The organism is Caballeronia grimmiae (assembly GCF_000698555.1).
Taxonomy (GTDB): Bacteria; Pseudomonadota; Gammaproteobacteria; order Burkholderiales; family Burkholderiaceae; genus Caballeronia; species Caballeronia grimmiae.
In genome coordinates, this window is the sequence record NZ_JFHE01000006.1 from 15,755 (window position 1) to 31,097 (window position 15,343).

The window sequence follows — 15,343 nt, forward strand, 5'->3', positions numbered from 1 at the left end:
CGGCGTATCGACGGCATGCCGCATGCTCATTCGATGTCCATCCACGATTCAACGGAGGACGTCATGACCCAGGTTGCTGAAGTAATGACACGCGGCGTGCAAAGCATCGCGCCGAGCGACACCATTCGCCGCGCGGCCGAACTGATGGACGAACTCAACGTCGGTGCGCTGCCGGTATGCGAGGGCGAGCGGCTCAAGGCGCTCATCACGGACCGCGATATCGTCGTGCGTGCGGTATCGGCGGGCAAGGACGCGTCGTGCACGGTGCAGGAAATCGCGAGCGAGCCGGTGGAGTGGTGCCGGGAGACCGACGAGATCGAGTCCGCCATGCAGAGGATGGAGCAGTTGCAGATCCGGCGCATGCCTGTCGTGGACAGCGAGGGGAAACTCGTCGGCATGCTCGCGCTGGGCGATATCGCGGTCTACTCAGACGGCGAAGTGTCATCGACGATACAGGCGATCTCCACGCCGTCCGTGCCCGACCGGTAGCACGCGCAAGTCAGACCGGATTGCCGTCCTCGGGCGTCTTCAGGCGGTCGCTCTCGCTTTGCGTGCCGGGCGGCGTGCCGGGCTTGTCGTCGGGCGTCGCGTCAGGCGCGCGGTCCTCGGTCGGGCCGCGTGGCGGCGCGTCCGCTGGATTGGTCGGGATGTTCTCGGTATGGCCGGGAACCGGTTGACCTTCGATGTGATCTTGCTGGTTCATCGCGCGTGCCTCGTCAGTGTGAGCAATGTGCCTAGCCTCATCGAGCAAGCGATGTTCCGATGCGTGGCACGCCGGCTGCTTGCTTCGCTGGCTCGTCCTCCGCCTTCTATCTCTCCACTATGCGTCCATCACGATCCAGCGCTTCCTCATCGCCCTCACTTCTCGCCGGCATCGCGGCCGCATCCGTCGGCATTGCGGCGTGGGCCGCGTGGCGTGGACGACGCGCCGAACGGGAGCATCCGCCCATCGGTCAGTTCATCGACGTCGACGGCGTCCGCCTTCATTACATCGATGAAGGCGAAGGCCCCACGGTGCTGCTCGTGCACGGCAATCTCGTCACGCTGCAGGACTTCATCGCAAGCGGGCTGGTGGCGCGCCTGTCGAAGCGTCATCGGGTGATTGCGTTCGATCGTCCGGGCTTCGGCTTCAGCACGCGCCCGCGCGATCGCGTCTGGACGCCGCAGGAGCAGGCCGCGCTCTTTCAACACGCGCTCAGGCGCATGGGTCTGACGAGCGCGGTCGTGGTCGGGCAATCGCTCGGCTGCCTCATCGCACTGGCAATGGCCATCGAGCCGCGCATCGACATTCGCGGGTTGACGCTCATCTCGGGCTATTACTATCCGACCGCGCGATACGACGTTCTGCTCACCGCGCCCGCTGCGATTCCAGTGGTCGGCGACGTCATTCGCTATACCGTGTCGCCCGTCATGGGACGCCTGTTGCTCGACCAGAACGTGCGTGCGATGTTCGCGCCCTCCGACGTGCCGCCCGAGTTCGGTCATTACGTGCAGCGCCAGATCGTGCTTCGCCCGTCGCAGATGCGGGCCATCGGCGAAGATGCGGCGTGCATGGTGCCGGCGGCGAGCGAGTTGTCAAAGCACTATCGAGAGGTGGATATCCCCGTGCGCATTTTCGCGGGCGAAGACGATGTCGTGGTCGATCCGCAAGCGCATTCCAGCCGTCTTGCGCGGGACATTCCGCAGAGCGTGCTATCGGTGATCCGGCATGGCGGACACATGGTTCATTACGACGATGCCGGCCGCATCGGCGATGCGGTCGAAGCAATGGCGATCGAGTGATGCGCGAGCCGCTCAGAGCCAGGCCGTGAGCATCGGCACGACGAGCGGCACGAGTATCGACGTCAGTATCCCGTTCAGCCCCATGCCGAGGCCGGCGAACGCGCCCATTTGCTGACTGACCTGAAACGCCCGCGCCGTGCCGATGCCGTGTGATGCCACGCCGAGCGCGAAGCCGCGCGCTTCCGGTTCTGTCACACGCAACGCGTTGAGGATCACGCGTGCGAATGCCGCGCCGAAGATGCCGGTCGATATCACGAGCACCGCGGTCAACGATGGAATGCCGCCGATGGACGTGGCGACGGCCATCGCGATAGGCGTCGTCGCGGACTTCGGCGCAAGCGAGGCGATCGTCTGCTTCGATGCGCCGAGCCACGATGCGATCGCGACAGCGGACACGATCGCCGTCATCGACCCGGCAACGAGCGCCACGATCAATGGCGCGGCGAGCTTGCGCAGATTCCCCAGTTGCCGATAAAGCGGCAGAGCCAGTGCGACCGTTGCGGGTCCCAGCAGAAAGTGCACGAACTGTGCGCCTTCAAAGTAAGTCGGATACGGCGTGCGGCTGATCTGCAAGACGGCCACCAGAATGGCGACCGCGATCAACACCGGGTTCGCCAGCGGATTGAACTGGCAGCGCGCGTAGATCCACTGCGCGATGAGATACGCGAAAAGCGTGATCGTCAACCCAAGCAGCGGCGATGCGGCGAGATAGACCCATATCGCATTGATTTGCGGAAACGCTGTCATCTCGCGCTCCCTTCACGATAACGCTGCATCAGCGCGCGCATGACGAGCGCGGTCACGGCGATGCCGAGCGTCGTGCTGACGATGATCGCGAGCACGATCGCAAGAAGATTGCCGCGCAACGCGCTCGCCGACACCATGATGCCGACGCCTGCCGGCACGAACAGCAACGAGAGATGGCGCAGCAATTCGTTCGCGGTCGGTTCGATCGCATCGGCGGCGCGCGGACGCGCCATCAGAAATACGAGCAGCAGCAACATGCCGACGACCGGGCCGGGCACTGGAAGCCGGAAGAGATACGAAAGACCCTCGCCAAGACATTGGAAGAGCAGCAGCACGGTCAGTGAGAGAAGCATCGCAAGTCCTGTGTTCATTGTTCCGAGCGGCAAGCCGCGCGAGCCAATCATAGTCCAGCCGACGATTGCACGGAATGCTCCTAGAATGAAGAAGCCGCTGACATCGGCGGCCACGATTCGCACGATAAGTCGAACGACTCAGGAGACAACGATGGCGCCTCGCAATGCAGCAGGACTCGTCACAGTCGTGGTGGCCGGCATCGTCGCCGGCTGCGGCGGCTCGGATCATCACGATGCTTACAACGACGCACCGAAGGTCATCATCGATTCCGACTTCAACACGATGGGCGACGACGGCCAGCTCTTTGCAATGACGACGCAGTTGATGGGGCAGGGCAAGGTCAACCTGCTGGGACTTTGTGTTGTCACCGGCAACGACTGGCTGCTGCAGGAACAGGCCGATGCGCTGAAGGCCGTCGAGCGCATGGGCGTGCAGGACAAGGTCGGCGTGTATGCCGGCGCGAATTATCCGCTGCAATACGACGTCGCGAGCATTCGCGCGCAGCAGGCCGCGAATCCGAATGGCTATTTCGGCGCGTGGATGCGTCCGGAGCCGACGCAGTCGTCGCAATTGACGGCGCCGCCCGACGGCTTCGCGCAATCGACGACGCTCAAGGCCGAAGCCGCCGCCGATTTCATGATCGATACGATCAAGCGCTATCCGAATCAGGTGACCATCATCGAAGTCGGACCGCCGACGAATCTCGCGACAGCCGTGAAGAAAGCGCCGGAGATCGTGCCGCTCATCAAGGAGATCGTGTATATGGGCGGCGCGATGAACGTGCCCGGCAATGCGAATGCAGTGGGCGAACTGAACTGGTGGTTCGATCCGGTGGCGGTGCGCACGCTGTTGCAAACCACCATTCCGCAGCGGGTTATTCCGCTCGATGTAACGAATACGGTTCCATTAACGGAGAGCGTTTATAACCAGATCGTCAATCCGCCGACGGGACAGACGCCGGTCACGCAGGCTTATGCCATCGCGAATGCGGGCGCATTTGCGAGCAATACGAATATCTACGACACGCTGACCATCGGATATTTTCTCGATCCCACGTATGCCAAAGAGACGCAGAGCGCCTACCTCGATATCGATACGACGCCCGGCGAAGATCAGGGGCATGTGCGTGTGTATCCCGACGCGCCGGCAGCCGGCGCGTCGCCGCAGAAGATCACTTACGTGACACGGTATGACAACGACCGCTTCTTTGATTTCTACGTGGGCTTGCTAACGAGTCCGGTGCCGGTGAAGTTCCAGTAACGGCTCAGTCCATTCGGGCTTTCGGCGCTATCGCGGGCGTGACGGGTTCGACGGTTCTTTTGATGGCGTTGCCGAGCGCGCTGCGATAGACGTCGAGATAGGCGTTGACCATCGAGTCGGGGCTGAACGTATCGGCGTGCTTGCGCAGCCTGTCGTGCACGGACGGTTCCTTCAGCAACTCGATGGCTTCGCGAATCTTTTCGATCAGCGTGTGCGGACGCTCCATGTCGAAGACGAGATTGGAGCGCGGCTCGATCACTTCCGGAATGCCGCCGCGATTTGCACCAACGACCGGCAAGCCATACGAATAGGCTTCCACGATCACGCGGCCGAACGGCTCATGCCAGATCGACGGCACGATCAGAATGTCGATGCTGCGAAGAAAGTCCTCGGGCTTCACGTGACCGAGAAACTGCACGCGCGGGTCGTCGAATTTGCGTTTGAGGCCGTCGATGTAATCCGGGTCGCCCTTGCCGCCGAAGACGAGCGTCCAGTCGAGCGTGTTGTCGGCGGCGAGCTGTTCGAGCACGACCTCCGAGCCTTTGTCTCGCGCCACGCGGCCAAGCACGCCAAGACGGACAGGGCCGCCCTGGTAGCGTGGCTTCATGTGCGTAACGGCGTCCTGGCTCGGGACATAGCAGTTGTTAATGACCGCCGTGCGTGTCGCTTCGGGAAAATAGCCGCTGTTCAGATGCTTTTGCAGCACGAAGCGGCTGACGCCCACGGCGACCTGAACGCGCGTCGACGCTGCCTTTTTCGGCGCGGAATACAACGCGCAGGAACCGCACTGCCGTTTGCAGGGCTCGACGTCAGAGAACATCGTCGTTGCCGGGCACATCAGATAGTAGTCGCGTGCGGTATGAACGATCGGCACGCCGGCGGCACGCGCAGCGCGCCACACGTCGACGGACAGACATGCGAGATTGCTCGTATGAATGATGTCCGGCTTTTCCCGCGCGATGATCTCGCGCAGCTTGCGCGACATGACGACATTGACGACGTCGATGGCATGCCAGATGAACCTGGCGACACGTGAGCGCTTCTTGGGCGCATGCGGCCAATAGAGGTTGGCCGAGCGCAGACGATAAACCTTGACCCCGTTGAATTCGGTGACGCTATCGTTGCCTGTTCCCGTTGCACAGGCGACGCACACGTCCATGCCTGCCCTGACGAGCCCCTCGGCGAGCAGTTGCGTCGATACCTCAGCTCCGCCGATCTTGTCCGGATAGTACAACGTGTTGACGATGAGTATTTTCACGGCGTTTGAAGTAGTGTCGTCGTCCTACGATAAGGCACCCTCGCTGTCGGCCCGAAGACAGTTACCAGAAGGCAAGGGGTGCACCGCTGCAGCCATCTCGGATTAGAAGCACAACATGACAGCGTAGTTGCGGCATCGCTCCAGCCGGTAAGCAGGAGTTTAGGATAAGCCAAAATGCTTGAGAAGGCGCAAAGCGAAACGTAAGCAAATGCAATGCTAGCTTTGATTCGATCGTTTGTGAATCAGCTTGAATTAGTGACGCGATTCGTCTGCAAATATTGCCGGCTTAGTGCCGGCGTAATGAATTAGTTACGTGTGCTTCTCGCGGTTTTTCCAAACGTCATGAATCTCGTTTGAGTGTAGTTGCGACGAAGGGTTCACATGCGGGGGTGACTACCGCTATTCGTCAGTTGGGAGGTCGGGGCCGGCAGACGCTGCAGCCGTGCTGCCAGTTCTTTGACACCCCCGGGTCGAGGCGGATTCATGGTAGGTGTCGTCGGACGGTCGGATCTGTCGGGGGACGGCGTGTATCCGCTGCACGATGTCGTGGCATTTATCGCCTGGGCAAGCGAATTTGCGGCGGTGTCGGAGCGGCTTCCTCAACGGGAGCAAAAGCATCGGCCGCAATCTGGAGCGTCCAAACGACGCTTCGTCAGCACGAAACCAGATATTACGATGTACTACCTATATCTGAAGAACGTGACCGTGTGCCGAAAAGGCAGTTGGTCAGTTCCGAAGAAGCATCCGAGCGACGTGCGTTATCTCCCGGGCGTCTTTATCAGCCATCGTAGCCAAGTCACATGTGGATACGCCATGACTGTGGGCTGTCTTAACGCGTTTCGTGCGGTGGCCGCGCATTAACGCGACGTACTCACGGCCTTGGCGTCTCGTACAACGGTGCTTCACTACTTGTTCTACCTTCTGCATGGGGGTGTCGCTTTTCGTTCGGTGACGCGCACGATCACACTGTGAAACCATGAGTGTGTCGAGCATGACGCGACGAACCTGTTGTGCCTGTTCTGGTTGCGTAGAATTGCGCGTCATTTGCAGGGCGGTCAGGGTCTCGAAAATCTGACAAAGGTACCGGCTGACACGACAGCCATCGCTGCAACGCGTCTGAAAAACGGCAACGAATAAACGGGATGACCGACGATCCCATCGAGTCACTAGACTGATCATCGATGCCCCAGCGATCTTGCGTATTTGATTCACGAACTACTTTATTTGCGAAGCCTTTACCGCCCGGCATCGCCGAACTGGGCTGCAAAAAGCACCTCAAGAAGCCGCTCCGAACGCGAACAGCCCCACCCCCGCCCAAAAAATCATTGCCCACACCAAACCTTCATGGTAGAAGCTCCGCTGCATCCGCGTCCCAACCGGCGCGAACCGTAGCACTAACAAGGCAGCAAAAGGAGCAAACGTGAGAAGGACCGCCGAAAACAAGTTGAAGGTGGTCGCGGTACGTGTCGAGCCGGCGATCGAACAGCGATTGCGGCTATTGGCAGAAGTAACGGGACACAAGCAGTCGTTTTTCCTGCAGCAGATGATCGAGCGCGGCATCGCTCAGATGGAAGAAACGTGGTTGCCGCCGGACATGCTCGAGCAAGCGCGCGGCGGCTCATTACAGCGCAGGCAGCCCGCGAGCGACGCCACGCCCGACCTCTTCAGCAACCTGGCGGACTAACAGGTCACCCACGGCCACCGCTCTTGCTAAACCTTTCGAACCCCTAACGTCGCGACAGCCGACACATCCGCGCACCCGCACATCCGCCGGGAATTTGTCTTGCTAATGCACCGTCAAGACGAAAATATGCCCCACAGCGTGTGGAAACGCGCTCCGGTTCCCACTAAGCGTCTGCTACGCTCGTTCAACGAGGAGCGGCGCTTTACCAGCCGCTTAATACAAGCAAAATCGGCAGGCAAGTCTTTTGGTTTCGTTTTGTTGGTTGCCGCACGGTCGGGGCATCGGCGGCTTGGGACGATTTCGAGTCCACCGCACCGGTGAACGACGTCAGGCGCTCGCTAACGAAACGGGGCTTGAGCTACGACCAAGATTACAAAATTAGTCACACGGAGAATACCGGATGTCGCTTTCGAAACGGCTCTTTGACAGCGCAAAGGTGTGGTTGCCGGACGATGTGTTCCTGAGCTTCGTTCATCGCAGGCGCATTGGGCGATTCCCGAATCTGCGGCGTCCCCTGACGTTCAACGAGCAGATCCTTCGGCGCTGTCTGCACCCCGATCCGCGCTATGTCGACTTGAGCGACAAGCTCGCGGTCCGCGACTACATCGCAAGAAAAATCGGCCCGCAATATCTGATTCCATTGCTCGCTGCCCCATCGGTCTTCACGAAGACTGTCTTCGACGAACTGCCTAACGCCTTCGTGATGAAGGCCAATCACGGCAGTGGTTTCGTCAAGGTGGTCCGCGACAAATCGACGACCTCCTTCGAGGAACTGTCGCAACTCGCGCAGTCGTGGTTATCGACGGACTTTTATCGCATCGCGCGGGAGCGGCACTATCGCGCGATCAAGCCGCGCATCTTCTTCGAAGAGCTGCTGCTCGACGATACCGGCACCGTTCCGCCCGATCTCAAGTTCCACGTCTTCAACGAGAAGTCCGGCAAGCAGACGATCTACGTCCTCGTGATATCGGATCGCTTCGGCGAAACGCCGCACGGCGACACCTTCGATGCAAACTGGAACCTGCAGAACATTCGCTTCGGCCATTACAAGCCGAGCGACAAACCCGTGCCGCGTCCCGCGAATCTCGATGCGTTGCTGAAGACGGCCGGTGAACTAGCAAGAGACTTCGAGTACGTGCGCGTCGATCTGTACTCGCTGAGAGAACACATTTACTTCGGCGAGCTTACTTTCACGCCGGGCGCGGGCGTGTTGCGGATGTCCCCCGATAGCGTCGATTACGAATGGGGCCGCATGCTCGAAACGATCCGCCAGGAGTGGGCCACCGAGAAAGCGTGATCACGCTAGCGCATCAAGCATCGGCATCAAGCATCAAGCATCGGCATCACGCTTCGCGAGACAAAGATCGATGAACCTTTGCACCGGCTGCGGCAGCGTCGCGCCCCGCCGGGTCGCGATGCCATACGGCGGCCCGCGCCGGTCGATCATGATCGGCAGCACGGCAACCAGCCCGTGTTCCTCGAAGTAGCGCGCCACCTTCATCGGCACGAGGCCGACCGTCCCGCTTCCCGAGCGCAGCAACGACAAGGTCGCAAATGTCGATGACGTTTCTATCGCATAGCGCGGAAACGGCAACTGCCTGTCGTCGAAGAGTTGTTCGAGCAAGGAGCGCATCGGCAGCGCGGCTTGCGGCACGATCCACGGATTGCCGGTCAGATCGGCAAGCTCGATGCGCTCCACCTTCGCAAGCGGGTCCGCGCCGTCCACGACAAAGCACACTTCCTCCGCTTCGAGCGGCACGAAGTCGTAAGCATCGGGATGCACGCTGATGCTCGGCCGGCCGATAACCAGATCGAGCAGGCGCTGATCGAGCATCGACAAAAGCCGCGCGCTGTTGTCCTCCCACACTTCCACCGATATGTCCGGCTGCACCTCGCGCAATGAGCGCAGGATCGGCGTCAGCCACACGGGCATGCTGCCCATGACCGCGCCGATGGCAAGCGTCCCGCCGCCGCCACGCATGATCGCCGCGAGTTCATCGCGCAATGCGCCGATCTCCGATCGCACCGCACGCGCATGGCGGATCACGCAGCGCCCCAGCTCATTCGCGACGATGCCGCGCGGCGACCGCGCGAACAGTTCCGCGCCGAACATCGCTTCGATTTCGCGCAGCGATTTCGTCGTCGCGGGCTGAGAAAGCGAGACCTGCTGCGCCGCACGGCGAAGCGAGCCGTGATCGTCGAGCGCGATCAACAGCGCCACATGGTTCCCGCGCAAGCGCCGCAGGATCGCGTCGATACTGGTTATCACCGATATAACTCCACTGATTCACCTGATCGGAACGTTTCATTATCTGGCCGGGCCATGTCTCTCTACACTGAGTCCGTCGATGCCCGATGCCTTCAGTGCGGCAGATCATAGCCGCAACGCGCATGGCGCTCAAACAGCACAACGTACATGGAGAGACGCAATTGAAACGAATCGGTATCGATGTCGGCGGCACCTTCACCGACGTCGTCATGGTGGATGACGAAACGGGCCGCATCTGGTCGACCAAGGTTCCCACGACGCCGAAGGATCGCGTCGTCGGCACCGTGGAAGGCTTTCGCAAGATTCTCGAACTGTCGGGGACGGCGAGCGCGGACGTATCGTTCCTCGGACACGGCACGACGATGGCGACCAACATGGTCGTCGAAGGCACCGGCGCCAAAACCGCGCTCGTCACGACGCACGGTTTCCGCGACATCCTCGAACTGCGCCGCGTCTCGCGCCACGACCGCGCCGACCTCTACGATCTGCTCTTCGATAACGCGCGCCCGCTCGTCGAGCGCCGCTGGCGGCTCGAAGTGACCGAGCGCATGCGTTATGACGGCATCGTCGCCACGCCGCTCGATCACGCGGAACTCGAAAGCATCGCTGCGCAGATTCGCGAATCGGACGTCGAAGCCGTCGCCGTCTGCCTGTTGCACGCGCACGTGAATCCGCAGCACGAACGCGAGGCCGTCGATGCGCTGCGCCGCCTGTTGCCGGACCGCTTCATCTGCGCATCGCACGAAGTCAATCCGGAAGCGATGGAGTACGAGCGCGCCAGCTCCACCGTCATCAACGCGATGCTCGGCCCGGTCTGCGGCCGCTATATCGGCCGGCTCATCAATGCGCTCGCGCAACTGGGCTTCGCGGGCAAATTCCTGTTCATGCAATCGAACGGCGGCCTCGCGAGCCCGGCGATGGTCGCGGACCGGCCCATCGTGCTGCTCGAATCAGGACCGGCGGGCGGCGTGTCGGCGGCGATTCGCAACTGCGAGAAGAGCGAACTGAAGAACGCGATTCTCGGCGACATGGGCGGCACTACGTTCGATGTCTCGCTGATCCGCGACTTCCGCCCCGAACTGCGCAACAAGAGCGTGCTGCATACGTACACGGTGCGCTCGCCGAGCATCGATATCGATTCAGTCGGCGCGGGCGGCGGCTCCATCGTGTGGATCGATGCGGGCGGCGGCGTGCGGATCGGACCGGAAAGCGCGGGTGCCGATCCCGGCCCCGCGTGCTACGGACGCGGCGGCACGCGCCCGACCGTCACCGACTGCAATCTCGTCCTCGGCTATATCGATCCGGACAGCTTCCTCGGCGGCGAATTCAAGCTCGATGCGAAGGCCGCGTGGCGTGTCGTCGAGGAGGTGATCGCGAAGCCGCTCGGTCTTTCCGTGCCCGAAGCGGCGCAAGTGGTGCGCTCGGTGGCGAACGCGCTGATGGCGCAGGCCATTCGCATCATGACCGTCGAGCGCGGCTACGATCCGCGCGAGTTCAGCTACATCTGCTACGGCGGCGCGGGCCCGGTCCACGCAGTCGATCTCGCGCAGGAGATGGGGATTCGCCGCGTCGTGATTCCGCCGCTGCCGGGACTGTTCAGCGCGTTCGGCATGACCGTCGCCGATCAGCAGTACGACTATCAGCGTCCCCTCGAAAGCGATCTCGCCAAGATCGACGACGCCACGCTGAACCGTGCGCTCGACGATCTGCGCGCACAAGGCATGGAAGAACTCCAGCGTCATGGCGTCGATGCAGAAGGCGTGAAGGTCGTGCGTCTCGCGGATTGCCGCTATGCCGGCCAGCCCGATGTCATCACCGTCGAAGTGCAGGACGGAGCCGAAGGCGTGTGCAATGCGCTCGCGGCGAACTTCGAGGCGGCGCATCTGCGGCAATGGAACTTCGTCAGCAAGGACAAGCCGGTTGTGGTTGCGAACGTGCGGCTGCAACTCGTCACGTCGACCGGCTGGCGCGGCAGCGCGGCGCAACGCAACGGCGGCGCGATGCCCGCACCGACCCGCACGCGCGACGTGTACTTCGACGGCAACGTCCGCACGCTGCCCGTGTTCGCCCGCACCGAGATTCCGGTGGGCGCGGCGATCGAAGGGCCGGCCGTGATCGAAGAGCACAGCAGTTGCGCGGTGCTGAAAGCGTCGCACGTCGCGCGCGTCGATCGTGATCTCAACCTCGTCATTGAACTGGCAGCCTGATTCATGGACATCGTCACCTACGAAATCATCCGCAGCAGTCTCTTCGCCGTTGCGCGCGAAATGAAAATCGCGATGATGCGCACCGCGGGCAGCCCGCTGATGCACGCAAGCGGCGATTCCTCCGCCGCGATCTTCGACGCCGACATGCAGCTCGTCGCTCAGGGCAACGACATCCCGACGATGCTCGGCTCGGCCGTCATCTCGACGCGCGTATCGGTGGAAGCCGTGGGCCGCGAGAACCTGCGCCCCGGCGATGTCATCGTCAGCAACGACGCGTATGTCGGCGGCGGCAACCACCAGCCGGACGTGCAGTTCACGCGCCCTGTGTTCGCGGACGGCAAGATCGTCGCGTTCGTGATGACGCGCGGCCACTGGACCGATATCGGCGGGCAGTCGCCCGGCAGCTATACCGTCACGACCTGGGACATCTTCGCGGAAGGCATCCGCATTCCGCCGGTGCTGCTGTATCGCAACGACGAGCCGGTGAAGGACATGCTGAACCTGCTCACGAAGAACAGCCGCAACGCGCACGAGCTGCTGCTCGACATTCAGGCGCAATATGCGGGCACCTTCGTCGGCGACAGGCGCATCGGCGAACTCGTCGCGAAGTATGGCGCGAACGCGCTCGCCGAAGTGATGAGCCAGAGCCTCGATCATTCGGAGAAGCTGATCCGCGCGGAGATCGCGCGCATTCCGGACGGCGTCTACGAAGCGGAAGAGTATCTCGATCCGATCGAAGCGCCCGGCTGGAAGCAGGAGCGGCCTCTCCTCAAGGTGAAGGTGACGGTCGAAGGCGATCACATCACCTTCGATTACACCGGCACCGGTCCGCAAGTGCGCGGCGGCATTAATTGCCCGCTTTCCGTGACCTGCAACAGCACGTGGTTCACCGTGAAGGCGCTGACCGATCCGGCGATCCAGATCAACCAGGGCTGCTATCGCCCGGTGACCATCATCGCGCCCGAAGGCAGCGTGCTGAATTGCCAGTACCCGGCCTCGGTCGTGTCGGGCAATACGGAGACCTCGCCGCGCGTGATCGACCTGCTGCTGAAGGCGCTCGCGCCCGCCGTGCCGGAACGCATCACGGGCCAGAGCAACTGCGCGTCGTGCGCAGGCATCTTCAGCGGACGCGATACCGACGCGGCGCGCGTCGCGCAGACGGGCCAGGCCTTCGTCACGATGCACGACGTCCACGCGGGCGGCATGGGCGCGCGCGCCGAGAAGGACGGCGTGAGCGGCGTGCGCGTGTATGTCGGCAATGCGGGCAGTCAGTCGATCGAGATGATCGAAGCGACCTCGCCGCTCATCGTCGAGGAATGGTCGCTCGTCACCGATAGCGGCGGCGCGGGGCGCCGGCGTGGCGGGCTCACGTCGCGGCGCGTGTATCGCATCGAATACGACGAAGCGACCTTCACGGTATCCGGCGAACGCGGCCGCTCCGCGCCCGAAGGCCACTTCGGCGGATTGCCGGGCACGCGCTTCCAGTGCACGGTGCAGCGCGCGGACGGCAGCGAACAGAAAGTGGCCGCGAAGGGCGGGCAGACGGTGGTGTATCGCGGCGATCGCGTGACGGTCCAGCCCGCGGGCAGCGGCGGATATGGCGATCCCGCGACGCGCGAACGTGAACGCGTGGCCGCCGATATCGCCGATGGCTATATCAGCGAAGACGCCGCGCACCGCTTTTACGGTTACGGCGAGACCGTGGCGCACGACGAACCCGCGCTCGCGGTGACCGCCGAATGAGCACGCGCGACGACATGGCAAAGCCGTTGCCGCTCGAAGGCGTGTGCGTGGTCGAGATCGGCCACAGCCTCGCCGCGCCGTATGCGGGCATGATCCTCGGCTCGCTCGGCGCGACGGTCATCAAGATCGAAAGCGCGGACGGCGGCGACTATGCGCGCGACTGGGGTCCGCCGTTCATCGACGGCGCGGCGGCGCTCTTTCATGCGGTGAATCACGGCAAGTCGAGCATCGCGATGTCGCTGTCGAACCCGGATGAAGCCGATGCGCTTCGCGCGCTCATCCGCACCCGCGCCGATGTCGTGCTGCAAAACCTGAAGGCGGGCGGCACCGAGAAGTACAGTCTCGGCGCCGACGAGATGCTGCGCATGAAACCGTCGCTCGTGTACTGCAATCTCGGCGCGTTCGGGACGTCGGGGCCGCTGCGCGACAAGCCCGGCTACGATCCGCTCGTGCAGGCGCTGTCGGGCCTCATGAGCTTTCTCGGGCAGCCGGGCGAGCCGCCGAGCCGCATCCCCGTTTCGGTGAACGACATGGGCACCGGACTGTGGGCCGCCATCGGCGTACTGGCCGCGCTGTTCCGGCGGCAGCACACGGGCGAGGGCGAAGTGGTCTCGGTATCGCTGTACGAGACGGCGATCAGCTGGGCTGGCATCCAGATCGCCGACTATCTCGCATCGGGCGTGCTGCCGGGACGCTGGGGCTCCGGCACGGCCGCGATCGTGCCGCATCAGGCGTTCGAATGCGCGGACGGCACGATCATGGTCGCAGCCGGCAACGACCGCCTGTTCCGCCGGCTGTGCGACGTGCTCGCCGTCCCCGCGCTCGCCGCCGATACGCGCTTCGCCACCAACGGCGCGCGTGTGCAGAATCGCGTCGAGCTGATCGACCTGTTGCACGCCGAGTTCCGCAAGGCGGGCAGCGCGCACTGGCTTGCCGCGCTAGACGCCGCCGGCATTCCGAGCGGCCCCCTTCAGACGATCGATCAGGTCGTCGCGCACGAACAGACGAAGGCGCTCGACCTGCTGCGGACCACCGACGATGGCGCGGCAACGGTCGTCGGCGTGCCGATTTCGTTCGGCGGCGCGCGGCCCGCGCACATCGGACGCACGCCCCGGCTCGGCGAACACAATCATCTGCTGGCCAAGACGCCATTGGAGACACCTTGAAACTGGCAAAGCAACTCGGCCATACGCCGCTCGAAACGCTGCAGCTCGAAGAAATCGATCAGCAGATTCTGGTCGTGACGCTCAACCGTCCGGCCGTATCGAATGCGATCAGCACGGCGATGGGCCACGAGATCATCCGCGTGTTCGGCGCGCTGGAGGCCGATCCGTCGCTGTATCGCTGCGTGATCCTGACGGGCGCGGGCGATCGCGCATTCTGCGGCGGCGCGGACCTGAAGCAGCGCGAAGGCATGACCGATGAAGACTTCGGCGTGCAGCACTATCTCTTCGAGCGCATGAACCGCGCTATCACGTACTGCCCGCTGCCGCTGATTTGCGCGGCGAACGGATCGGCGGTGGCGGGCGGACTGGAACTGCTGCTCGCGTGCGACTTCGCCTACGCCGCGAAGGATGCGGTCTTCGGCTTCACTGAAGTCAAGCGCGGCATCATGCCGGGCGGCGGCGGCACGCAGCAGTTGCCGCGCACCATCGGCACGCGGCGCGCGAAAGAGCTGATCTTCCGCGGCGCGCGCTTTACCGCCGATGAAGCGCTCGCGTGGGGCGTCGTCAACCGGCTGTGCGAACGCGGCCGCGTGCTCGCCGATGCCATCGAAGCCGCACGCGACATCTGCACGAGCGCGCCGCTGTCCGTCGCGCAGGCGAAGAAGGCCATCGACCTCGGCATTCAGGGCGATCTGCGCACGGGCCTCTATGTCGAGATCGAGGCGTACAACCGCCTGATTCCGACGGCGGACAGGCAGGAAGGCATCAGCGCCTACAACGAGAAGCGCACGCCCGCGTTCAAGGGCCGCTGACCGCCGATGTCCACGTGCAGCACGCAGCAAGCGGCATGAAGCAAGCACCGGCCGGCATCGA

15 protein-coding genes are annotated in these 15,343 nt (G+C 63.0%); 10 read left to right on the plus strand and 5 right to left on the minus strand.

Annotated features, from left to right (window positions below; genetic code table 11):
• Window positions 1-63 precede the first annotated feature (63 nt).
• The gene (locus BG57_RS09100) at window positions 64-489 is read left to right on the plus strand and encodes a CBS domain-containing protein (protein WP_035962709.1); all 426 of its coding nucleotides are present in this window, start codon (window positions 64-66) and stop codon (window positions 487-489) included.
• Between the two features lie 10 nt (window positions 490-499).
• Here BG57_RS09100 and BG57_RS09105 read toward each other — a convergent pair whose 3' ends face one another.
• The gene (locus BG57_RS09105) at window positions 500-703 is read right to left on the minus strand and encodes a hypothetical protein (protein ID WP_035962472.1); all 204 of its coding nucleotides are present in this window, start codon (window positions 701-703) and stop codon (window positions 500-502) included.
• Window positions 704-822: 119 nt separating this feature from the next.
• Between BG57_RS09105 and BG57_RS09110 the strand changes: the two genes are divergently transcribed.
• Window positions 823-1,782 (plus strand): alpha/beta fold hydrolase, encoded by a 960-nt coding sequence (locus BG57_RS09110; RefSeq protein ID WP_035962475.1) that lies wholly within the window; start codon window positions 823-825, stop codon window positions 1,780-1,782.
• 12 nt (window positions 1,783-1,794) lie between these two features.
• Here BG57_RS09110 and BG57_RS09115 read toward each other — a convergent pair whose 3' ends face one another.
• Both BG57_RS09115 and BG57_RS09120 read right to left on the minus strand, forming a co-directional pair.
• Window positions 1,795-2,529, minus strand: coding sequence for an LrgB family protein (locus BG57_RS09115; protein WP_035962477.1), 735 nt, complete (start codon window positions 2,527-2,529; stop codon window positions 1,795-1,797).
• On the minus strand, window positions 2,526-2,882 hold the full coding sequence (locus tag BG57_RS09120; RefSeq protein WP_035962710.1) for a CidA/LrgA family protein: 357 nt from the start codon (window positions 2,880-2,882) through the stop codon (window positions 2,526-2,528). The genes BG57_RS09115 and BG57_RS09120 overlap by 4 nt, the downstream gene beginning before the upstream one ends.
• Window positions 2,883-3,033: 151 nt before the next feature.
• Here BG57_RS09120 and BG57_RS09125 point away from each other — a divergent pair, with 151 nt between their 5' ends.
• Complete coding sequence (locus tag BG57_RS09125; RefSeq protein ID WP_035962479.1) at window positions 3,034-4,143, plus strand: nucleoside hydrolase; 1,110 nt, start codon at window positions 3,034-3,036, stop codon at window positions 4,141-4,143.
• 4 nt (window positions 4,144-4,147) lie between these two features.
• On the opposite strand, the gene BG57_RS09130 is transcribed toward BG57_RS09125, so the two are convergent.
• Entirely contained in the window at window positions 4,148-5,401 is a 1,254-nt protein-coding gene (locus tag BG57_RS09130) for a glycosyltransferase family 4 protein (protein WP_081850857.1), read from the minus strand.
• Window positions 5,402-5,884: 483 nt separating this feature from the next.
• On the opposite strand from BG57_RS09130, the gene BG57_RS32470 reads away from it, so the two are divergent.
• The 3 genes from BG57_RS32470 to BG57_RS09140 all read left to right on the plus strand — a co-directional run bounded on the left by BG57_RS32470 (window position 5,885) and on the right by BG57_RS09140 (window position 8,382).
• Window positions 5,885-6,262: a hypothetical protein gene (locus tag BG57_RS32470; protein ID WP_152562550.1), complete on the plus strand. Its 378-nt coding sequence runs from the start codon at window positions 5,885-5,887 to the stop codon at window positions 6,260-6,262.
• Window positions 6,263-6,821: 559 nt separating this feature from the next.
• The gene (locus BG57_RS09135) at window positions 6,822-7,085 is read left to right on the plus strand and encodes a hypothetical protein (protein ID WP_035962481.1); all 264 of its coding nucleotides are present in this window, start codon (window positions 6,822-6,824) and stop codon (window positions 7,083-7,085) included.
• A 400-nt stretch (window positions 7,086-7,485) separates the two neighbouring features.
• On the plus strand, window positions 7,486-8,382 hold the full coding sequence (locus tag BG57_RS09140; RefSeq protein ID WP_052005683.1) for an ATP-grasp fold amidoligase family protein: 897 nt from the start codon (window positions 7,486-7,488) through the stop codon (window positions 8,380-8,382).
• A gap of 33 nt (window positions 8,383-8,415) precedes the next feature.
• On the opposite strand, the gene BG57_RS09145 is transcribed toward BG57_RS09140, so the two are convergent.
• Window positions 8,416-9,354, minus strand: a complete 939-nt coding sequence (locus BG57_RS09145; RefSeq protein ID WP_035962483.1) for a LysR family transcriptional regulator — start codon at window positions 9,352-9,354, stop codon at window positions 8,416-8,418.
• A gap of 161 nt (window positions 9,355-9,515) precedes the next feature.
• Here BG57_RS09145 and BG57_RS09150 point away from each other — a divergent pair, with 161 nt between their 5' ends.
• Genes BG57_RS09150 through BG57_RS09165 form a run of 4 tightly spaced genes read left to right on the plus strand, consistent with a single transcriptional unit; the run spans window position 9,516 to window position 15,282 of the window.
• Window positions 9,516-11,561: a hydantoinase/oxoprolinase family protein gene (locus BG57_RS09150; protein ID WP_035962714.1), complete on the plus strand. Its 2,046-nt coding sequence runs from the start codon at window positions 9,516-9,518 to the stop codon at window positions 11,559-11,561.
• Between the two features lie 3 nt (window positions 11,562-11,564).
• On the plus strand, window positions 11,565-13,304 hold the full coding sequence (locus BG57_RS09155) for a hydantoinase B/oxoprolinase family protein (RefSeq protein ID WP_035962485.1): 1,740 nt from the start codon (window positions 11,565-11,567) through the stop codon (window positions 13,302-13,304).
• Window positions 13,301-14,470: a CaiB/BaiF CoA transferase family protein gene (locus BG57_RS09160; protein ID WP_035962487.1), complete on the plus strand. Its 1,170-nt coding sequence runs from the start codon at window positions 13,301-13,303 to the stop codon at window positions 14,468-14,470. Before BG57_RS09155 ends, BG57_RS09160 begins: the two co-directional genes overlap by 4 nt.
• Complete coding sequence (locus BG57_RS09165; RefSeq protein WP_035962488.1) at window positions 14,467-15,282, plus strand: enoyl-CoA hydratase-related protein; 816 nt, start codon at window positions 14,467-14,469, stop codon at window positions 15,280-15,282. Before BG57_RS09160 ends, BG57_RS09165 begins: the two co-directional genes overlap by 4 nt.
• Window positions 15,283-15,343: the final 61 nt, after the last annotated feature.